The following is a 19356-nucleotide window of genomic DNA, read 5'->3' as shown; positions in this document are numbered from 1 at the left end:
GGCCAGCGGCGCGAGCTCGGCGGCGTGCAGCCGCTCGGCGGCGCGCCCGGTCCACGAGCCCGCCGCGCCCACGGCCGCGGCGGGCCGCTGCAGCCCGGGCACCCCGCCGGTGGCGGCCCGCACCTGCGCGAGCAGCCGGCGCAGCGCCTCGGCGCGCCCGTGCGCCGCCTCCAGCGCCGCCTGGGACGCCGTTCCCGCTCCTGCCACGACCCGGTACCTCCTCACGGTGGACGTCGTTCCCCCGAACGGTCCCTCTCGGTGCGGAACCGTAGGGTCGGCGCCGCCCGCGCGGGGACGGTGGAGGCGTGGAGGACACGATCGGCGTGCAGCGCCCCCCGTTCGGCGTCGACCTCGTTGCGCCGGACGGGTGGCAGGTGCTGCGCTCGGCGGCGCCGGCCCTGCGCGACGACCTGCTGGCGCTGGTGGCGCGCAGCCCGGCGTGGGCGGCGCTGGACGAGCGCCGCCGCCGCGGCAGCGCGGTGCTGCTGGAGGCGGTCGCCGAGCTGAGCGCGGCGAGCGGTGCCCTCGCCACCCTGCTGGGCACCGACCTGCCCGGGGTCGCGGTGCTGACGCTGGCGTGGCGGCGGACGGCTCCGCTGCGCGCCGACCTGGACCTGGCGCGGCTGGTCGCCGGGGTGGACCGCGACGCCCCGCTCGTGGGCACGGGCGCCGGACCGGGGGTGCTCGTGCGCGCGCAGCGGCCCGGGCCGGCGGGCGGGCCGTGGTCCACGAGCCAGCTGCTCGTGCCGGTCCCCGGCAGCGTGTGGCTGGCCGCGCTCACCGCGACGGCGCTGAGCGAGGAGGCGGCGCGGGCGGCGGAGGAGGCGCTGCTGCGGGTGGCGGGCAGCCTGCGGGTGCAGCGGCGCGCCGCCTGAGGCCCCGGCGGCGCGCGGGCGAGGGGTGGCGGGGTTGGTGCTCGGCGCCCGCGGTGGGCAGGATCGCCTCGTGCACCGCACCGTGCTCATCACCGACAACGACGCCGGGCCGGCCGACCTGGAGCGGGCCGTGCTCGAACCCGCCGGCTGGAGCGTCGTCCACGCCGACTGCCGCACCGGGGAGGAGGTCGTCGCCGCCGTCCTGGAGCACCGCCCGCAGGGCCTGCTCGTGCAGTACGCGCCGATGACCGCGGACGTCCTGGCGCGGTGCACCGGCGTGCGGGCGCTGTTCCGCTACGGCGTCGGCATGGACAACGTCGACGAGGAGGCCGCCGCGGCGCTGGGCATCGTGGCCCGCAACGTGCCCGACTACGGCTCCGCCGAGGTCGCCGACCACGCGGTGGCGCTGCTGCTGTCGCTGCTGCGCGGCCTGCCCGCCTGGTCGGCCGCCACGGCGAGCGGCGGCTGGCCCGTGCGCGGGGCGCTGCGCGACCCCGCGGAACTGGCCGCGAGCACCGTCGGCCTGCTGGGGTTCGGGGCGATCGCGCGGGAGGTGGCCCGGCGCTGCCGGGCCTTCGGCACCACCGTCCTGGCCGCCGACCCGTACGCCGACGCCGGGGTCGCCGCCCGCGCCGGGGTGCAGCTCGTCGAGGTCGGGGAGCTGTTCGCCCGCAGCGACGCGGTCAGCGTGCACGCCCCGCTGACCGCGGCCACCCGCGGCATCGTCGGCGCCGCCGCGCTGGGACGGATGCGTCCCGGCGGGTACCTGGTGAACACCGCCCGCGCCGGTCTCGTCGAGCGCGCCGCCCTGGAGGGGGCGCTGGCGGACGGCACCCTGGCCGGGGTGGGCCTGGACGTGTGGTGGGACGAGCCCGCGGACCCGGGCGACCCGCTGCTGCGCGACCCGCGGGTGCTGGTGACCCCGCACGTGGCGTGGCTGTCGCCGGGCTCGGCCCGCCGGTTGCGCACCTTCGCCGCCGAGCGCCTGCTCGCCGTCCTCACGCAGGAACCCGGTCCCGCCGACCGGCCCGCCACCCCTCCCGCCGGCGGCAGCCGCCCGTGAGCACCCTCGGGCGGCAGGAGCGCAGCGCGCGCGAGGCCGGCCAGGGGCGGGACCGCCTGCTGGACCTCGTGGCCGACCACGTGCTCGCGCACGGCACCACCGGGCAGAGCCTGTCCGGGCTGGCGCGCGCCGTGGGGTCGAACAACCGCATGCTCCTGTACTACTTCGGCCGCAAGGAGGACCTGCTCGACGAGGCGTGCCAGCGGGCCGTGCTCCGCTTCCCGCGCGTGGTGGGCGCCCTGGACGGGCTGCACGGGCCGGGGCCGCTCGCCGAGCGCCTGCACGCCGCCTGGCGCGAGATCGCCCACCCGGAGAACACCCCGTTCCTGCGGTTGTTCTTCGAGCGCTACGGCGCGGCGCTGCGCGAGCCGGAGGACAACGTCGCCTACCTGGAGCGGACGGGTTTCGCGGGCTGGCCGGCGCAGGTGGCCGAGGTCCTGCGCGCGGAGGGCTTCGCGGCCGCGGACGCCCGGCGGTGCGCGCTGGAGGTGGTCGCGCTGTGGCGGGGGCTGCAGCTGAGCCTGCTGTCCGGGGTGCCCGCCGGCGAGCTGGACGTGCTGCACGCCGCCGCCGTGCGCCGCCTGGCGGCCGAACCCTCCCGCAACAGGCCCGCACCGCGGTCTTAACACCGGCGAAACCATCCCGCCCTAGCGTGAACTGAACAGTTCACCGGGCTGGTCGGGTACCCGCACCGGACGCACGTGCACGTCTCCGCTCGCGAGTTCCCGAGGAGAGGCATGGCCCAGACCACCCCCAGCCCCGCACCCACGCTCACGGTGGCGCCGCCGGCCGCCGTGGCGCTCAGCGGCGTCGGCAAGACGTTCGAGCTCTCCCGCGGCCGCGCGGTCAGCGCCCTGGAGGACCTCGACCTGCACGTCGCCGAGGGGGAGTTCGTCGCGATCGTCGGCCCCTCCGGCTGCGGCAAGTCGACCGTGCTGCGGATGGTCGCCGGCCTGGAGCGGCCCAGCACGGGAACGGTGGTCGTGGAGGGCAGGTCCCCGCGCGAGCTGGCCCGCTCCCACCGCCTGGGCGTCGCGTTCCAGGAGCACGCCCTGCTGCCGTGGTCCAGCATCCGCGGCAACGTCGCCCTGCCCTTCCACCTCGCCGGCCGGCCCGTCGACGCCGCCCGCGTCGACGAGCTCGTCCGCCTCGTGGGCCTGGAGGGCTTCGAGTCCGCCCGGCCGCGGCAGCTGTCCGGCGGCATGCGCCAGCGCGCGGCGATCGCCCGCGCGCTCGTGCTGCGGCCCGACGTCCTGCTGCTCGACGAGCCGTTCGGCGCCCTCGACGCGGTCACCCGCCGGCGCATGAACCGCGAGCTGGCCCGCATCTGGTCCGAGGAGCGCATCACCACCGTGCTGGTCACCCACGACGTCGAGGAGGCGCTCTTCCTCGCCGACCGCGTCGTCGTCATGACCGGCCGCCCCGGGCGGGTCCGGCACGTGCACCGCGTCGACTTCCCCCGGCCCCGGGAGGCGGCCATCACCCGCTCGCCGGAGTTCCACGAAGCGGTCGACCTGCTCACCGGCCTGCTCGACGCCGAGGGCACCGCGTGAGCGCGGCCGCGCGCCGCGCGGCGCTGGCCACCACCGGCGTCCTCGTGCTGCTGGCCGGGGCGGAGGCCGTCGGCCGCGCCGGGATCGCCGGCCCCAGCTGGCCGCCGCTGTCCGAGGTCGCCGCCCACCTGCTGGACGCCGACCGCCGCGCCACCGTCGTGCGCGCCGCGTCCGCGACGTTGGCCTCGGCCGCGGAGGGCCTGCTGGCGGGCGTCCTGGTCGCGGCGGCCGCGGCGTTCACCGGCCTGCTGCTGCCCCCGTTGCGCCCCGGGCTGGACCGCCTGGCGGCCCTGCTGCACGCGGTCCCCGTCATCGCCCTCGCGCCGCTGCTCATCACCACCGTCGGCCGCGAGGCGACCCCCACGGTCGTGGCCGGGCTCGGCGCGGGTTTCGTCATGTTCGTGGCGTTCAGCTCCGGGCTCAGCCTCGGCGGCCGCCGCTCCACCCACGACGACGTGTTCGACGCCCTCGGCGCGAACCGGGTGCGCCGGCTGCTGCGCCTGCAGCTGCCGGCGTCGGTGCCCACGGTCCTGGACGGGCTGACCCTCGCGGCGCCGGCCGCCGTGCTCGGGGCCACGATCGGGGAGTGGTTCGGCGCTCCGCGCGGGCTGGGCGTCCTCATCGTCTCGGCGATGCAGAACTTCCAGGTGACGCTGCTGTGGTCGGCCGCCGCCTGCGCCACCGCCCTGTCGCTGGCCGCGTACGGCCTGACGACGGCGCTGCAGCGCGCGGCCGTGCGGAGGATGGCCTGATGCGCCGGGCCCTGGGCGCGCTCGCGCACTACTGGCCGATCGCCGCGGTGTTCGTCGGCTGGGACCTGTGGGTCGTCCTCAACGGGTACACCACGGTCGTCGCACCCCGCCCGGGCCTGGTGCTGGCGGACATCGCCGCCGAACCCGGCGCCTACGCCGGCGACCTGCTGCGCACGCTGCTGACCTCGCTGGTGGGCCTCGTCCTCGGCATGGGGGTCGGCATCCTGGCCGCGATCGCGGTGTGGTCCTCGGCGGCGGTCTCCGGGGTCGTCACCCCGGCCGCGCTCGTGCTGCGTTCGGTGCCCGTGACGGCGATGATCCCCGTCATCGCCCGCGTCGCCGGCTACGGGGACTCCTCGATCCTGCTCATCATCGTCGTCGTCTCCTTCTTCCCCGCGTTCGTGCTCACCGTCTCCGGGCTGGCCGCCACGCCCGCGGCCGGCCGCGACCTGTTCGGGGTGCTCGGCGCCGGCCGCCTGCGCACCCTCGTGCGCCTGCAGCTGCCGCACGCGGTCCCCCACGTCATGGTCGCCTTCCGGCTCACCGCGCCCAGCGCCGTGCTGGCCGCGCTGCTGGCCGAGTACCTCGTCGGCACCGGGGGCCTGGGCCACCTGTTCAGCACGGCCCGCAGCTACATGGAGCTCGAACGCGCCTGGGGCACCGCGCTGCTGGCCACCGTCGTCTCCGTCCTCGTGTTCGTCCTCGCCCGCGGCGCCGAGCGCCGCGTGGGCGCCCGCTTCTCCTGACCCCGCGGAACCCCCGCGACCCCCGCGGAACTCCCCGCGAAACCCCCTCCGGCGAAAGGCCGTCCATGACCTCCTCCACCCCCCGCCGCTCCCTCCTGCGCGCCGGAGCCGCCGGTGCCGGAGCCCTCGGCCTGGCCTCCCTGGCGGCCGCGTGCAGCCAGCCGAGCGGTGAACCCGCCGCCGCGCAGGAGGGCGGCGCGCCGGCGGGCACGACGACCCTGCGCGTCGCGCTCGGCTGGATCAAGAACGTCGAGTGGGCCGGGTTGTGGCGCGCCGACGACGCCGGCTACTACGCCGAGGAGGGCCTGAGCATCGAGTGGCTGCAGGGCGGGCCGAACGCGCCGACCGTCATGGCCAGCGTCGCCTCCGGCTCCGCCGACCTCGGCATCGCGGCCGGCCAGCAGTCGCTGCTGCAGTCCATCCCGCAGGGCAACGACTTCGTCCTCGTCGGCTCGATCTTCCAGGACGCCCCCGGCTCGCTGCTCTCGCTGGCCTCGCACCCGGTGCGCTCGGCGGCCGACCTGAAGGGGCAGAAGGTGCTGGGGCAGGAGGGCACGCAGCCGACCATCGACGCGCTCTTCCGCCTGGCGGGCATGGAACCGGACTACGAGTTCATCACCGCCGCCTTCGACCCGGGTCCGCTCGTGGAGGGCCAGGGCGTCGCCTACACCTGCTACCTCACCAACCAGCCGATCATCCTGGAGGAGTCCTACGGCATGGGTCCCGACGACTACGTCGTCACCCCCTACAGCCAGATGGGCATCCCGCAGTACGCGAGCACGGTCTTCGGCGAGCGCTCCTACCTCGCCGAGCAGCGGGCCGCCGTCGTGGGGTTCCTGCGCGCCAGCGCGCGCGGCTGGGCCGACAACGAGCAGGACCCGGAGATCGCGGCGCGGCTCGCGGTCGAGGAGTACGGGGTCGACCTCGGCCTCGACCTCGAGCAGCAGGTCCGCGAGAACGAGCTGCAGATCCCGCTCACGCGCTCCGACCTCACCGCCTCCGCCGGCATGTTCCGCATGGACCCCGCCCTCATGGCGGGGGAGATGTACACGGCGCTGCGGGCCGCGCAGGTGACCGAGCTGCCCGACGCCGCGCAGGTCATCGACATGACCCTGCTCGACGAGGTCTACGCGGACGGGATCGACCTGTGACGAAGAACCTCCTGCTCGGCGTCTTCCAGGTCCTCGGGCCCAACGGCATGTCGGGCGCCTCCTGGCCGCACCCGGAGAACCGGCAGGTCGAGTTCACCGCGCTGGCGCACTGGACGTCGCTGGCCCGCCGCGTGGAGGAGGCCGGCCTGGACTTCCTCTTCCTCGCCGACTCCTACGGCTTCGCGACGATCGACGGCCGGGTGCCCGCGGTCAGCGTCGAGGAGGGCACCTTCGCCCGCCTGGACCCCCTCGTCCTGATGTCCGCGCTCGCGCAGGTCACCACCGACCTGGGCCTGGTGACGACCACCTCGACGATGTTCGAGGCGCCCTACGCCAACGCGCGCCGCTTCGCCACCCTCGACCACCTCAGCGGCGGCCGGATGGGCTGGAACGTCGTCACCGGTTCCGCCCAGGAGTCGGCGGCGGCGATGTTCGGGATGCCGCTCACGGCCCACGACCGGCGCTACGACATGGCCGACGACTACCTCGACCTCAGCTACGCCATGCTCGAGGGCGGCTGGGAGGACGACGCGGTGCTCGCCGACCGCGCCGCGCGCCGCTACGCGGACGCCGCCAAGGTGCACCCGCTGCACCACGACGGCCCCTTCCACCGCGCGCACGGGATGTTCCCCGTCCCGCCCTCGCCGCAGCGCACGCCCGTGCTCTTCCAGGCGGGCAGTTCCGGGCGCGGGCGCGAGTTCGCCGCCCGCCACGCCGAGGTCGTCTTCCTGCAGGGCACCACCACCGCGGCCGTCGCGGCGAACGTCGCCGACATCCGCGCGCGGGCGGTCGCCCACGGCCGCGCCCCGGACGCGATCCGCATCGTGGTGGGCCTGTCGATCTTCACCGGCGCCACCCGGGAGGTCGCGCAGCGGCGCCTGGCCGAGCTCGACGAGCTGTCCTCCGTCGAGGGTGCCGCGGCGCGCTACGCGGCGAACACCGGCATCGACCTGCTGGCGCTCGACCCCGCCTCCACCCTCGTGGACGCCGTGGGGGAGCAGGGCCAGTCGAACATCGACCGCTACCGCGGCCTGGACGGCGGGCGGCCGCCGACCGTGCGCGAGATCCTCGAGGAGGTCCGCATGCGCGCGCTGCGCGGTCTGGTGCTGACCGGCGCGGGGGAGCAGGTGGCCGCCGAGATGGCCGACTACGTCCGCCGCACCGACGTCGACGGGTTCCTGCTCGAACCGCACCTGACGCCCGGGACGGTCGACGACGTCGTGGAGCACGTCCTGCCCGCCCTGCGCGAGCGCGGCCTGTTCGGCGGCGCCCCGCGCGGCCGGACGCTGCGCGAGCGCGTCTTCGGCCCCGGGCGGCGCCACCTGGGCGCCGAGCACCCCGCGGGGCGCCGGCGCGCGGGCGCACCCAGCCTCACCCCCTGACCACCGCTCACCACCCCGCCGACCACTCGCGAACCCGGAGGAACCGTGCGCGATCTCCGCACCCTGCCCAAGGCCCACCTGCACCTGCACCTGGAGGCCGCCATGCGGCCCTCGACGATGGCCGAGCTCGCCGCGGCGGCCGGCGTCCCGGTGCCCTCGACGTCCGGGTACGAGGACTTCACCGGGTTCAGCCAGCGCTACCAGGGGCTCATCGCGGTCTTCGGGCGCCGCGAGAACATCCTGCGCGTGCTCGACGAGGCCGTCGAGGACGCCGCCGCCGAGGGGGCCGTCCACGTCGAGTTCGGCGGTGCCCCGCTCTACCACGCGTCCGTGTTCGGCAGCGCCGAGGCGGCGCTCGTCGCGATGCTCGAGCAGGCGGCGCAGTCCTCGGCCCGGCACGGGGTGTCCGTGGGGCTCATGCCGACGCTGAACCGGATGGCCGACCCCGAGGCCATGGTGGAGACCGCCCTGCTGGCGGCCAAGTACGCCGGGCAGGGCGTCGTCGGCCTCGGCCTGGCCAACGACGAGCGCGGTTTCCCGCCGGAGCCGTTCGCCGCCTCCTTCGCCATCGCCAAGGAGGCGGGGCTGCTGTCGACCCCGCACGCCGGCGAGCTCGACGGGCCGTCGTCGGTGCGCGGCGCGCTGGGCGCGCTGCAGGCCGACCGGATCCTGCACGGCGTGCGCGCGGTGGAGGACGCCGACCTGCTCGCCGAGCTCGCCGAGCGCGGGACCTGCCTGGACGTGTGCCCGACCTCGAACTTGCTGCTCGGCGTCGTCGGTTCCCTCGCCGAGCACCCGCTGCCGCGCCTGCTGGAGGCGGGGGTGCGCTGCTCGATCAACGCCGACGACCCGACGCTGTTCGGCCCGGGGCTGCTGGAGGAGTACGAGCTGTGCCGCTCGACGCTGGGCCTGAGCGATCAGCAGCTCGCCACCTGCGCGTGGAGCTCGGTGGAGTGCAGCGCCGCCCCCGAGGAGGTGAAGCAGCGCTCCCGGTCCGCGATCGAGGCGTGGCTGGCCTCCCCGCCCGTCCCCGGCGGCGAGGCGCTCGACCAGGCGGACCAGGCGGACCAGGCGGCGGCGCAGGTGGTGCGCGCGTGAAGCGCATCGGCCTCGGCGTCTTCGAGGTGGGCGGCCCGCAGGTCGGCGGCACGATCAGCTGGAACCACCCCCGCAGCCGCGGCCGGGAGTTCCTCGACCTGGCGCACTGGGTGGAGATGGCGCAGCTGCTGGACCGCGCCGGCTTCGACTTCCTCTTCTTCGCCGGCGGCCCGTTCACCTACCCGGCCGTGGGCGGGGAGATCTCCGACGCGCTCGTGCAGGCGGGCATGGGCTCCGGCATCGACGCCACGCACTTCGTGCCGAGCATGGCCGCCGCCACCGAGCGCCTCGGGTTCGTCCTGACGTCGGTGACGGGGGCCAACCACCCGCTGTTCACCGTCCGCACCTTCCAGACCCTCGACCACCTCACCGGCGGGCGCATCGGCTGGAACATCGTCACCGGTTCCTCCCAGGACACCCACGCGGCGATGATGGGCCACCGCGAGATGGTCCCCCACGACACCCGGTACGCCATCGCGCGCGAGTACGTCGAGCTGGCGCTGCGGTACTGGGAGGGCAGCTGGGAGGAGGGCGGTCTGGTCCTGGACGCCGAGAAGGGCGTCTTCGCCGACCCCGCGAAGCTGCACCGGGTCGTCCACGAGGGCGAGCACTACCGCTCCAGCGGCTGGCTGACCTCCCCGCCCGGCCCGCAGGGCTCCCCGACCCTGTTCCAGGCCGGCACCTCCGAGGCCGGCCGCGAGTTCGCCGCGCGCTACGCCGAGTGCGTCTTCGTGCAGGGCTCGACGCCGGAGCGGACCGCCGCGAACGTCGCCGACATCCGCCGCCGCGCCGCGGCCCACGGCCGCGACCCGCAGGCGGTGAAGCTGTTCGTCGGCGTGACGGTGGTGACCGCCGCCACCGAGGAGGAGGCCCGCCGCCAGCGCGCGGAGTTCGACGCCCTGCAGACCGACGAGCTGGCCGCCGCCTACTACGCCGGCAACACCGGCGTCGACCTGCTGTCCCTGGACCCCGACGGCACCCTGCACCAGCTCGCCGAGCGGGGTTCGCCGGCCGTCGGGCAGCTGGGGGTCAGCAACATCGAGCGCTTCCTGGGCCCGGACGCGCCCACCGTCCGCCAGGTCCTCGACCAGCTCAAGGGCCGCGGCACCCGCGGCTTCCCGTTCACCGGCAGCGGCGAGCAGGTCGCCGCGCAGCTGGAGGAGCTCGTCGACGCCACCGACCTCGACGGGATCATGGTCGAGCCGGTCTTCGACATCGCCTCCCTGGAGGACGTCGTCGAGTTCGTGCTGCCGCACCTGCGCGAGCGCGGCCGGCTGGAGCCGGCGGCGGGGGCGACGATGCGCGAGCGCATGGTCGGCGGCGGGGCCCGGCTGGCCCCGACCCACCCCGGGGCCGGGATGCGGCCCGGCGGCTGAACCCCGCACGAGCCCCGCGTGACCCGCGGGGCGGCGGGAGGGCAGGATCAGCGGCGAGAGGCACCGTCGCCGACGCAGGAGGTCCACCCGTGAGCACGATCGTCCGGCTCCAGCCGCCGCAGGGCCCGCCCGTGTGGGTCGTGCGCCAGGAGGGCGCGCCCGACCGCGTCCTGCCGCCGCTGGCGGAACTGCTCGCCCTGCCCCTGGAGGAGGCCCGCGCGGTCGTCGCGGCGGCCCGCGAGGCCGAGCCCGGGTCCGTGGCCGCCCACGTCGGCACCGCCGGCGACCAGCTCCTGGCGCCCGTGGACCGCCAGGAGGTGTGGGCCGCCGGCGTCACCTACCGGCGCAGCCGCGACGGCCGCGCCGAGGAGTCCGTCGGCGCCGCGTCCCTCTACGACCTCGTCTACGAGGCCGACCGCCCCGAGGTGTTCTTCAAGGCCACCGCCGAGCGCGTCGTCCCCGCCGGTGAGCCCGTCGGCATCCGCGCCGACTCCGGCTGGGACGTGCCCGAGGCCGAGGTGGGCCTGGTGCTCACCAGCCGCGGTGAGGTCTTCGGCTACGTGCCGGGCGACGACGTCAGCAGCCGCTCCATCGAGGGCGAGAACCCGCTGTACCTGCCGCAGGCGAAGGTCTACACCCGCTCCTGCGCGCTCGGGCCGGGGATCGTCCCCGCCTGGGAGGTGCCCGCCCCCGACGCGCTGGCGGTCTCGCTGCGGATCGAGCGCTCCGGGCGCGCGGTGTACGAGGAGTCCACCTCGACGGCGGCGATGCGGCGCACGTTCGCGGAGCTGGCCGACTGGCTGCTGCGGGCCCTGGAGTTCCCGCACGGGGTCGTCCTGCTCACCGGGACGGGGCTGGTGCCGCCGGCGGACCTGACGCTGGCGGCGGGCGACGTCGTGACCGTCGCGGTCGAGGGGGTGGGGGAGCTGGTGAACCCGGTGGTGGTCGTGGGGCGCTGACCGGCTCAGGCCGGTGGTGACGCCCACGCCAGCACGACGATCGCCAGGCACGCCAGGGCGGCCACCCGCACCAGCGCCAGGAACAGCCGCTCGCCCACCGAGGTGCGCCGGCGGGCGCCGCGGCGCGCCGGGGTGGAGCGCGTGCGCGCGGCCGGCACGAGCGGCGCCCCGAGGGACGGGCGCAGCCGCCCGGCGATCCGCTGCACCTGGGCGGCGCTGAGCGCGGGCGGCAGCGAGCGCAGGAGGTGCTGCACCCGCGCGCGGCCCACGACGACGACCTGCGCGCCCGAGGTCTGCGGCGGCAGGTCCTGCTGGACCAGGCACAGCACCGCGCGCACGGGGACCCGGTCGCCGGCGGGCAGGAGCGCGGCGACGGCGGCCGCCGCCTGCGCCACCCCCTCGACCTCGCGGTCCTTGCGGCGGCTGCCGACGCGCAGCACGCCGTCCTGCACGGACACCCGCCCCGTCCAGTTCTTGCTGTCGACGACGACGACGCCGCCGGGCCCGATGAGGACGTGGTCGAGGTTGGCGCGCTGGCGGCCCGGCCAGCGCACGTCGTGCAGCACGCACCAGCCGTCGGCGGTGAGGGCGTCCAGCTCGGCGGCCACGAGGCGCTCGCCCTCGGCGCCGGCCTCCCAGGCGCGCTGGCGCCGCTCGGCGGCCTCCAGCCGGCGGCGCAGGTCGGCCACGTGGTCGGCGGAGCGGCGGGCCTGCTCGGCCGCGCCCCCGCCGGCGACGGTCACGACGCGCTCCCCGGGTGCTGCACCCTCCCCCGTCGGCAGCCGCGCACCCGCCCTGCAGCCGGTGTCGCCCGGACGGGTGCACGGTGCGTGGCGGGGTGGGCCGTGCGGGTGAGCGCGGGCGGTCCGGTGGCGGGCCGGGCGGGGTCGTGTCCGAGGCGGGTGCCATCGTCGGAGCCCTGACCGCCCGAGGAGCACCCGCATGACCGTCGAGTCCACCGCACTGCGCGCCGCCGTCGCGCAGCGCTACCCGCACCGCTACACCGTCCTGGACGTGGAGACCACGGGCTTCTCCCCCCAGCGCGGCGACCGCGTCGTGCAGGTCGCGCTCACGCAGCTGGACGCCTCCGGGGCCGTCGAGGCGACGTGGTCGACGCTGGTGGACCCCGAGCGCGACCCCGGCCCGGTGCACGTGCACGGCATCACCACCGCCCGGCTGCGGGGCGCGCCCCGGTTCGCGGAGATCGCGCCGGTGGTCGCCGAGCACCTGGCCGGCCGGGTCCTCGTCGCCCACAACGCCGCCTTCGACTGGAGCTTCCTGTCGGTGGAGATGCAACGCGCCGGGCACCCCTTCGACGTCGAGCACCGCCTGTGCACGCTCGCGCTGGCCCGGCGCCTGGACCTGCCGGTGCCGGACTACAAGCTCGCCTCGCTGGCCGCGCACTGGGAGGTCGAGCAGCTGCGCGCCCACGACGCCGAGGACGACACCCGCGTGCTCGTGGAGGTGCTGCGCCACCAGCTGCGCACCGCCGCCGACTACGACCTCGACCTGCCGCTGACCCGCTGCGTGCCCGAGCGCTGGGACCCGGCCGCCCGGCCCGTGCCCCGCCCGGTGCCCTCGTGGCCGGCGAGCGCCCCGCGGGTGGAGTGCCCGTGGCGGCTGCCGCAGCCGTGGGTGCCGGGCGCGCCGCTCGTGCAGGGCGCCCGCGTCGTGCTCACCGGCGACACCCGCGCCTCCCGCCTGGACCTCATGCACCGCGCGATCGCCGCGGGCCTGGACGTGAAGAACGGCGTGAACCGCACGACCGCGCTGCTGGTGTGCAACGACCCCACCCGCGCCTCCCGCAAGGCCCGCGACGCGCTCGCCCTCGACGTGCCCGTCGTCGGCGAGGACGTCTTCGAGGCCCTGCTGGCCGCCGTCGCCCCCGGCGTGCCCAAGAGCGCGCCGGCGCCCGCGACGCGTCCGCCGGCGGCGGCCGGGCCGTTCGCGCGCCGCCGCGTCCTCGTCCTCGGCGGCACCCACGAGGAGGCCGCCGCGGCGCGCGCGCAGGTCGTCGCCCGCGGCGGGGCGGCCGCGGTGAACCTCACCATGACCACCACCGACGTCGTCGCCCTCCCCGGCGCCGAGCGCGACAGCCGGTGGAAGCGCACCCGGGAACTGCGGCTGCCGCTGCTCGACCCCCGCACCTGGGAACGTCCCGCCGGCCCGACCAGTGGTGGCGACCTCGACGCCGCCGGGGCTTCCGTCGCGGAGCGCCCCGAACCGGCCGTGCTGCCGCGCGGCGGCGCCGTGGACCTGCCGCCGGAGCAGCGCCAGTGGGTGCTCGACGTGCAGTGGGCCTTCGGGTCCGCCGCCGTGGACGTCGTCGCGCTGCGCCTGGACGGGAACTCCCGCGCCACCGGCGACGCGGACCTCGTCTTCTGGAACGCCCCCGTCGCCCCGGACCGCAGCCTGCGCGTCGACGTCAGCGTCACCGGGGAGTCCGAGGTCGCCCTCGACCTCGACCGGCTGCCCCCCGCCGTCGACCGCGTCGCCGTCGCGGCCGCGCTCGCCGGCGGCGTCACCTTCGGCGACGTCGGCGCCGTGGAGCTGCGCCTGCGCTCCGGCGACGGCGCGGTCCTCGTGCAGTCCACCCTCGACGCGGCCACCGTCGAGCAGGTTCTCGTGCTCGGGGAGCTCTACCGCCGCGGCGAGGGCTGGCGCTTCCGCGCCCGCGGGCAGGGCCACGCCTTCGACCTCGCCGGCTGGCTCACCCGGCACGGCCTCGCCGTGGACGGCTGAGGAGCCGGAACGGCTGCCGCGGCGGCGATCAGAACGGCAGGGGACCGGCGCCGAGGAAGTCGTACACCCCGGCCCGCCGCCACAGCGGTGTCCCCGCCGGTGCGCTCGCGTAGAGGCTGCGCGCGGTGGCCCGCACCCGCTCGCTCTCCACCGGCCAGCGCAGCGGCGCGGCGATCTGCGCGAGGTCGTCCTCGGGCCGGGCCAGCACGGCCTGCACGTGCTCCAGCGCCGGCAGCGCGGCGAGCTTGTCGCCGTTGCAGCGCGGGTCCGCGACGACGAGGTTGCGCACCCCGTCGAGCGCGACTCGCGACCACGGCAGCACGTGGTCGACGTGCACGTCCGCGGGCAGCCGCTGCGCGCAGTAGAAGCACCGCCCGCTCTGGTGCTCCCGCAGACCCGGGGCGAGGCGGGCGACGGCGGTGCGCTCGGCGCCGAAGAGGAACCCGTGCAGGTCCGGCACGTCCAGCTCAGCCCGGTTCATCCGCTGCACGTCGTCGACCCACCACTGCTGGACGACCGGTTGCAGCACCGGGGAGAGGCGGCGCAGGGCCGTGGACACCCCGGGGAGCAGCTCGATGCTCCACGCGTGCGCGTCGAGGGTGGCGACGGTGACCTTCTTGCTGAGCCAGGAGTCGTCGTAGAGGAACGCCGTGCCCGGCGCCCGGCCACCGGAGCGCTGCAGCGCGAACAGCGGCTGCTGGGCCAGCACGACGGCGAGCGCCCGCCGGGTGCGCCGCCAGAGGTCCGGTTCCGCGGTGCGCAGCTGCGCGGGCGTCCCGAGGCCGCGCTGCTCCGCGAGCGTGCGCAGGTGGCGGACCGTGTCGACGACCGTGCGCACGCCCGCCCCCGCCTGCTCGTTCTGCCGCAGCAGGCCGATCTCGCCGAACGCGCGCACCTGCGGCCAGTACGCCTCGACGACGCGGTCGGCGAGCCCCGGGATCGGCACGTGCGCCGCGGCGTCGTCGGCGACCGGGTTCTCCAGGCAGTGCTGCACGAGGGCGCTGAGCGTCGCGAGCTTGTACGTCGAGACCCGCCGGCCCGTGGCCAGCAGCTGCGCCAGGCGCGCGCCGAGGGCGAGGGCGTCGAGCGCGGGCACGCACCGACGGTAGCCGGGAGGCGTCGTCGGCGCTCGTGTCGGAGGTCTCGTGCAGAGTGCGTCACGGATCGAGGAGGTCGCGGATGCCGACGTGGAGGATCGTGCTCAAGGCACGCCGTCAGGAGGTGGAGCGCGCGGAGGTGGAACTGCGCCGCGCCGTCGAGGTCGGGGACCTGGACGCCGCGGACTTCGCGCGCATCTGGCTGGGGGAGGCGCACCTGGGGGTGCAGCAGATCGTCGACCGCTACCCGCAGGCGGCGCAGGAGCACTGACGGCGCCGTCGTCGTGAGCGCCTGGCAGGAGCCCGGCCCCGCACCGCCCGCCTCGAACCCCTCCGTCGCGGCGATCATGCGCCGCACCGGCCGCCGTGACACCGCGCCGGAACTGGCGCTGCGCCGCGAGCTGCACCGCCGGGGCCTGCGCTACCTCGTCGACACCACCCCGCCCGGCACGAACCGGCGCCGCCGGGCGGACCTGGTCTTCCGCGGGGCGCGGGTGGCGGTGTTCGTCGACGGCTGCTTCTGGCACTCCTGCCCGCTGCACGTGCACCGGCCGAAGGCCAACGCCACGTGGTGGCGGGTGAAGCTGGGCAGCATCACCGCGCGCGACCGCGACACCGACGCGACGCTGGGCGCAGCCGGCTGGTACGTGCTGCGGGTGTGGGAGCACGTGGACCCGGTGGCCGCCGCGGACCGCGTCCATGGCGTCCTGCACGCCCGGGGTGCGGCGGCGGACCGGCTGCCCGACACCGCACCCCGGGCGGGGATCAGCCGTCCTCGCGGGCCGGGCCGGTGGCGATCACCTTCTTGGGGATGACGCCGTTGCGCGGCAGTTCGGGGGTGCTGGCCGGGGCGAGGCGGTGCTCGGTGGCCTGCTCGTAGTCGTAGGCCATCGACAGCAGCGCCGCGTCCATGGAGCGCGGAGCGGCGAGCTCCAGCCCGACGGGCAGGCCCGCGGCGGTGAACCCGGCGGGCAGGGAGATCGTCGGGATGCCGGTGTTGGCGCCGACGTCGCAGAACGTCGTGCCCGCCCACTCCTCGTTGGCCGGGGCCTCGGAGGTCGGCATGGCGAGCGCGTCGAGGTCGTGCTCGACGAAGAAGGCGTCCATCGCCTTCTTGCCGGCCTCCTGCGCGGCGACGGCGGCGTCGTAGTCGGGGTTGGGCACGTCGGCCAGCGCCAGCCAGGAGTCGATCGTCTCCTGCTCCAGCGAGCTGCGGCCGTCGGCGGCGACGTCGGAGAACGTCAGCCGGTCGGCGGGGGCGGTCAGCTCCGCGAGCCCCTCGGGCCACTGGGCCTGCGTCGCGGCGAAGAACGCGTCGACGCTGGAGCGCATGTCGATCCAGCCGCCGCTGGCCAGCTGCTGCTGGACGAACTCGCGGGTGAACGGCACCTGGACGATCTCCGCGCCCTGGGCGGCGAGGTCGGCGACGGCCTGGTCGACGATGCCCGTGACCTCCTCGGTGCCCGGGCGGGGGCCCTCGGGGGTGGAGGCGGAGTAGTCCCAGTGGAAGTACCCGATCCGCTTGCCCTGCAGCGCGGTGTCGCTGAGACCCGGCACGAACGTGGCGGGGTCCTGCTCGGCGGCGATCGCGGTCTGCGGGTCCGCCGGGTCCACCCCGGCGAGGACGCTGCCGAGCAGGGCGGCGTCCTCCACGGTCGTCGTCATCGGGCCGGAGACGTCCTGGCGCACCGACAGCGGCACGATCCCGGCCACGCTCGTCAGGCCCATCGTGGGGCGGTAGCCGACGAGGCTCTGGTGGGCGCTGGGCCCGATGATCGAGCCGCAGGAGTCGGTGCCGAGCCCGGCGCCGGCGAAGCCGGCGGCGATGGCGGCGCCCGTGCCGCCGCTGGAACCGGAGGCGCTGACCTCCTGGTCGTAGGGGTTGTGGGTCTCCCCGCGCACGGAGCTGAGGGTGAACGTGCCGTGCCAGGCGAACTCGGCCATGTTCGTCTTGCCGATGATGATCGCCCCGGCGTCGCGCAGCCGCTCCACGGCCGTGGAGTCCTCGGCCGTCTGGTAGTCGGCCAGCGCCACGCTGCCCGCGGACGTCGGCATGTCGTAGGTGGCGTAGTTGTCCTTCACGAGCACCGGCACCCCGTGCAGCGGGCCGCGGGTGATGCCGGCGGCGCGCTCGGCGTCCAGCAGGCGCGCGTTCTCCAGCGCCGTCGGGCTCACGGTGACGACGGAGTGCAGGCCGGGCTGGTCGGCGTAGGCGTCGTCGTAGGCGGCGATGCGGTCCAGGTAGGCCTGCACGAGGTCCACCGAGGAGGTCTGCCCGGCCGCGAGCAGGTCCAGCTGGTCGCTGACGCCGAGGCCGACGACGCGGGGCAGCTCGTCGTGCGGGGTGGTGCCGGCGCTCGCCGGGACGGCGGCCGGGGCGAGGCAGAGCGCGGTCGCCGCCAGCAGGGCTGCGGAGCGGCGGCGGACGCGGGACGGGACGGGCACGGGACCTCCGAGGACGGTGGGTTGTCGCGCCGGACCGTACGTGCGCCCTGAGTCGACTGTGCTTCGGGCAGGTGACGGTTGTGTGACGCCTGGGTCGGACGGGGTCAGCGTGCCAGCACCCGGCCGGATCGGCGCGTTGTCAGGCCCGCCGGTAGCGGCGTCGGCGGTCACGCGGTGGAGCCGTCGCCACGACGTCACCGTGCTCGACGAGCTCGGTGAGGTAGCGCGTCACGACGAGCCGGCTCAGCCCGAGCGCCGCGGCCAGGTCGGCGACGTGGTGGTCCTGCCCGTCGTCGAGCAGGGCGAGCAGCGCCAGCCCGGCCCGGCGCAGCGGCCCGCTCATGACGGGGATCTCGCTGCCCCGGTCCTCGTGCACGACCCGGTCGGTGCATCAGCTTCCGCGGTACATGTACATGATCTCAACCATGTACATGTAGATGTAGCTCCGGTGGCCAAGGACAGACCACCCGCCCCGGTGCGCCGGCTCAGGCCGCCCCGGGGCGCGGGGACAACTGCGCGGCCTGGTGCAGCGCCTCCACCATGCTGCGCACGTCGACGCGGCCGGTGCCGGCGATGTCGAAGGCGGTGCCGTGGTCGACGGAGGTGCGGATCACCGGCAGGCCGACGGTGATGTTCACCCCGGCCTCGATGCCGAGCACCTTCACCGGCCCGTGCCCCTGGTCGTGGTACATCGCCACGATGAGGTCGTAGTCGCCGCGGCCGGCGAGGAAGAACGCGGTGTCGGCGGGCAGCGGACCGCGCGCGTCGATGCCGTCGGCCTGCAGCACCTCGATCGCCGGGGTGATCTTCTCGGCCTCCTCGCCGCGGCCGAACAGGCCGTTCTCCCCGGCGTGCGGGTTGATCGCGCACACCCCGATGCGGGGCTCCTCGATCCCGGAACGCACCATCGCGGCGTGCCCGCGCCGCACGGTGCGCTCCACGAGACCGGGTTCGATGCGCTCGATCGCATCCAGCAGCCCGACGTGCGTGGTGACGTGGATGACCTTCACCCGCGGCGTCGACAGCATCATCGACACCTCCTCCACGTCCATGAAGTGCGCGAGGAGTTCCGTGTGCCCGGGGAAGACGTGACCGCCCGCGTGCAGCGCGGCCTTGTTGAGCGGTGCCGTGCAGATGCCCTGCACCGCACCGCTCATCGCCAGCTCGCACGCCACCCGCACGTAGTGGTACGCGGCGTCCCCGGCGACGGGGGAGACCTCGCCCCACGGCAGGTCCGCCGGCAGCAGGGCGAGGTCGACCACGTCGATGCGCCCGGGCGTGAAGGCGGCCTCGGCCACGGAGTCCACCGCGACGACGTCCACGTCGACGCCGAGGATCCGCGCGGCCTGCCGCAGCCGAGCGGCGTCGCCGACGACGAGGGGCCGGCACTCGGCGCGCACCGAGGTGTCCAGCAGCGCGCCCACGGTCACCTCGGGGCCGACGCCCGCGCCGTCGCCCATCGTCACCGCGATCACCGGGGTCCCCGGGTCCGCGGGGTTCCCGGTCGCGGGGGAGGCCGGGCTGGTGGTGGTGCTCATCGGGGGATCTCCTGTCGTGCCCGCGGGCGGGCGTCGGGGTGCTGCGGTGCGGGAGGCGGGGGCAGGGCGCCCAGCGCGCGGGCGAGGGCGAGCAGCGAGTCCGCCCCGCCGAAGCTGCCCGGCCGGGTGGCGACGAGCCGCCCGTCGGGGGCGCGGGAGACGACGGCGCCGTGGTGCACCTGCGCGAGGGGTTCCAGCGCCCGCACGCCGAGGGCGTCGAGGACGCGGCGGGCGGTCTCCCCGCCGGTGAGGACGAGGTCGACCCCGGCCGGGTGCGCGGCCACGACCGCCCGCACGGTGTCCGCGAGCGCGTTCACCAGGGGCCGCGAGCGCGCCGGGTCGACGACGCCGGGCGGCAGGGTCAGCACGCCGCAGCCGCTGCGCAGCGCCGCCGCGACCGCCGCCGGGTCGCTGCCCTCCGCCAGCCGCGCGACGACGGCTCCCGCGGCGCGCAGCAGCGCGACCTGCTCGCGCGCACCGGGCGCCGCGGTGCCCACGACGACGAGCACGTCGCGCCCTCCGGCGCCGCGGTCCACCGGGCGCGGTGGCAGCGCGGGCACCGGCGGGGCGGGGCGGGAA

20 protein-coding genes and 1 pseudogene are annotated in these 19356 nt (G+C 76.3%); 14 read left to right on the top strand and 7 right to left on the bottom strand.

The window, feature by feature from the left end:
* A partial coding sequence (locus GTQ99_RS07545; protein ID WP_205706988.1) for a hypothetical protein occupies positions 1–207 on the bottom strand: 207 nt, incomplete at its 3' end.
* Positions 208–305: 98 nt separating this feature from the next.
* On the opposite strand from GTQ99_RS07545, the gene GTQ99_RS07540 reads away from it, so the two are divergent.
* The 11 genes from GTQ99_RS07540 (at position 306) to GTQ99_RS07490 (ending at position 10955) form a co-directional block, all read left to right on the top strand.
* Positions 306–875 (top strand): hypothetical protein, encoded by a 570-nt coding sequence (locus GTQ99_RS07540; RefSeq protein WP_166615127.1) that lies wholly within the window; start codon positions 306–308, stop codon positions 873–875.
* 70 nt (positions 876–945) lie between these two features.
* Positions 946–1938, top strand: coding sequence for an NAD(P)-dependent oxidoreductase (locus GTQ99_RS07535; RefSeq protein ID WP_166615126.1), 993 nt, complete (start codon positions 946–948; stop codon positions 1936–1938).
* The gene (locus GTQ99_RS07530) at positions 1935–2564 is read left to right on the top strand and encodes a TetR/AcrR family transcriptional regulator (protein ID WP_166615125.1); all 630 of its coding nucleotides are present in this window, start codon (positions 1935–1937) and stop codon (positions 2562–2564) included. The genes GTQ99_RS07535 and GTQ99_RS07530 overlap by 4 nt, the downstream gene beginning before the upstream one ends.
* Before the next feature lie 111 nt (positions 2565–2675).
* Positions 2676–3491, top strand: a complete 816-nt coding sequence (locus GTQ99_RS07525) for an ABC transporter ATP-binding protein (RefSeq protein WP_166615124.1) — start codon at positions 2676–2678, stop codon at positions 3489–3491.
* Positions 3488–4243, top strand: a complete 756-nt coding sequence (locus GTQ99_RS07520; RefSeq protein WP_166615123.1) for an ABC transporter permease subunit — start codon at positions 3488–3490, stop codon at positions 4241–4243. Before GTQ99_RS07525 ends, GTQ99_RS07520 begins: the two co-directional genes overlap by 4 nt.
* Positions 4243–4989 carry an ABC transporter permease gene (locus tag GTQ99_RS07515; RefSeq protein WP_166615122.1) on the top strand — a complete coding sequence of 249 codons (747 nt, stop codon included), beginning with the start codon at positions 4243–4245 and terminating at the stop codon, positions 4987–4989. The genes GTQ99_RS07520 and GTQ99_RS07515 overlap by 1 nt, the downstream gene beginning before the upstream one ends.
* A 65-nt stretch (positions 4990–5054) precedes the next feature.
* Complete coding sequence (locus GTQ99_RS07510) at positions 5055–6140, top strand: ABC transporter substrate-binding protein (RefSeq protein ID WP_166615121.1); 1086 nt, start codon at positions 5055–5057, stop codon at positions 6138–6140.
* Positions 6137–7522: an NtaA/DmoA family FMN-dependent monooxygenase gene (locus GTQ99_RS07505; RefSeq protein WP_166615120.1), complete on the top strand. Its 1386-nt coding sequence runs from the start codon at positions 6137–6139 to the stop codon at positions 7520–7522. Before GTQ99_RS07510 ends, GTQ99_RS07505 begins: the two co-directional genes overlap by 4 nt.
* Before the next feature lie 45 nt (positions 7523–7567).
* Positions 7568–8620, top strand: coding sequence for an adenosine deaminase (gene add / locus GTQ99_RS07500; RefSeq protein ID WP_166615119.1), 1053 nt, complete (start codon positions 7568–7570; stop codon positions 8618–8620).
* A complete protein-coding gene (locus GTQ99_RS07495) occupies positions 8617–9996 on the top strand; it encodes an NtaA/DmoA family FMN-dependent monooxygenase (protein WP_166615118.1) in 1380 nt (459 codons plus the stop codon). Before add ends, GTQ99_RS07495 begins: the two co-directional genes overlap by 4 nt.
* Before the next feature lie 89 nt (positions 9997–10085).
* Positions 10086–10955: a fumarylacetoacetate hydrolase family protein gene (locus GTQ99_RS07490; protein WP_205706987.1), complete on the top strand. Its 870-nt coding sequence runs from the start codon at positions 10086–10088 to the stop codon at positions 10953–10955.
* A 5-nt stretch (positions 10956–10960) separates the two neighbouring features.
* Here GTQ99_RS07490 and GTQ99_RS07485 read toward each other — a convergent pair whose 3' ends face one another.
* On the bottom strand, positions 10961–11698 hold the full coding sequence (locus tag GTQ99_RS07485) for an NERD domain-containing protein (RefSeq protein ID WP_166615117.1): 738 nt from the start codon (positions 11696–11698) through the stop codon (positions 10961–10963).
* Positions 11699–11897: 199 nt separating this feature from the next.
* Between GTQ99_RS07485 and GTQ99_RS07480 the strand changes: the two genes are divergently transcribed.
* Positions 11898–13697, top strand: coding sequence for an exonuclease domain-containing protein (locus GTQ99_RS07480; protein WP_166615116.1), 1800 nt, complete (start codon positions 11898–11900; stop codon positions 13695–13697).
* Positions 13698–13725: 28 nt separating this feature from the next.
* Here the strand turns inward: GTQ99_RS07480 and GTQ99_RS26705 are convergent, their stop codons facing one another.
* The gene (locus GTQ99_RS26705; RefSeq protein ID WP_166615115.1) at positions 13726–14793 is read right to left on the bottom strand and encodes an HNH endonuclease domain-containing protein; all 1068 of its coding nucleotides are present in this window, start codon (positions 14791–14793) and stop codon (positions 13726–13728) included.
* Between the two features lie 83 nt (positions 14794–14876).
* Between GTQ99_RS26705 and GTQ99_RS07470 the strand changes: the two genes are divergently transcribed.
* Together GTQ99_RS07470 and GTQ99_RS07465 are read left to right on the top strand one after the other, a co-directional pair.
* Positions 14877–15065, top strand: a complete 189-nt coding sequence (locus GTQ99_RS07470; protein WP_166615114.1) for a hypothetical protein — start codon at positions 14877–14879, stop codon at positions 15063–15065.
* A 76-nt stretch (positions 15066–15141) separates the two neighbouring features.
* A pseudogene (locus GTQ99_RS07465) lies at positions 15142–15510 on the top strand (very short patch repair endonuclease); the annotation flags it as partial.
* A 49-nt stretch (positions 15511–15559) separates the two neighbouring features.
* Here the strand turns inward: GTQ99_RS07465 and GTQ99_RS07460 are convergent.
* From GTQ99_RS07460 to GTQ99_RS07445, 4 genes are all read right to left on the bottom strand, one after another.
* On the bottom strand, positions 15560–17239 hold the full coding sequence (locus GTQ99_RS07460; RefSeq protein ID WP_166615113.1) for an amidase family protein: 1680 nt from the start codon (positions 17237–17239) through the stop codon (positions 15560–15562).
* Positions 17240–17378: 139 nt separating this feature from the next.
* Positions 17379–17615, bottom strand: coding sequence for a MarR family transcriptional regulator (locus GTQ99_RS07455; protein ID WP_166615112.1), 237 nt, complete (start codon positions 17613–17615; stop codon positions 17379–17381).
* A 109-nt stretch (positions 17616–17724) separates the two neighbouring features.
* Positions 17725–18777 (bottom strand): 4-hydroxythreonine-4-phosphate dehydrogenase PdxA, encoded by a 1053-nt coding sequence (pdxA, locus tag GTQ99_RS07450; RefSeq protein ID WP_166615111.1) that lies wholly within the window; start codon positions 18775–18777, stop codon positions 17725–17727.
* On the bottom strand, positions 18774–19356 hold a 583-nt coding region (locus GTQ99_RS07445; protein ID WP_276612049.1), incomplete at its 5' end, for a nucleotide-binding domain containing protein. The genes GTQ99_RS07445 and pdxA, both read right to left, overlap by 4 nt.

This window comes from Kineococcus vitellinus, from assembly GCF_009906315.1.
Taxonomy (GTDB): Bacteria; Actinomycetota; Actinomycetes; order Actinomycetales; family Kineococcaceae; genus Kineococcus; species Kineococcus vitellinus.
The sequence above is the reverse complement of the archived record's forward strand: the minus strand, read 5'-3'. Positions and strand labels throughout refer to the sequence as shown.

Bases quoted from the DNA above. Each gene is read 5' to 3' on its own strand.
- GTQ99_RS07515 (WP_166615122.1), top strand. From the start codon at position 4,243: ATGCGCCGGGCCCTGGGCGCGCTCGCGCACTACTGGCCGATCGCCGCG.
- GTQ99_RS07470 (WP_166615114.1), top strand. From the start codon at position 14,877: ATGCCGACGTGGAGGATCGTGCTCAAGGCACGCCGTCAGGAGGTGGAG.
- GTQ99_RS07510 (WP_166615121.1), top strand. From the start codon at position 5,055: ATGACCTCCTCCACCCCCCGCCGCTCCCTCCTGCGCGCCGGAGCCGCC.
- GTQ99_RS07480 (WP_166615116.1), top strand. From the start codon at position 11,898: ATGACCGTCGAGTCCACCGCACTGCGCGCCGCCGTCGCGCAGCGCTAC.
- pdxA (WP_166615111.1), bottom strand. From the start codon at position 18,777: ATGAGCACCACCACCAGCCCGGCCTCCCCCGCGACCGGGAACCCCGCG.
- GTQ99_RS07525 (WP_166615124.1), top strand. From the start codon at position 2,676: ATGGCCCAGACCACCCCCAGCCCCGCACCCACGCTCACGGTGGCGCCG.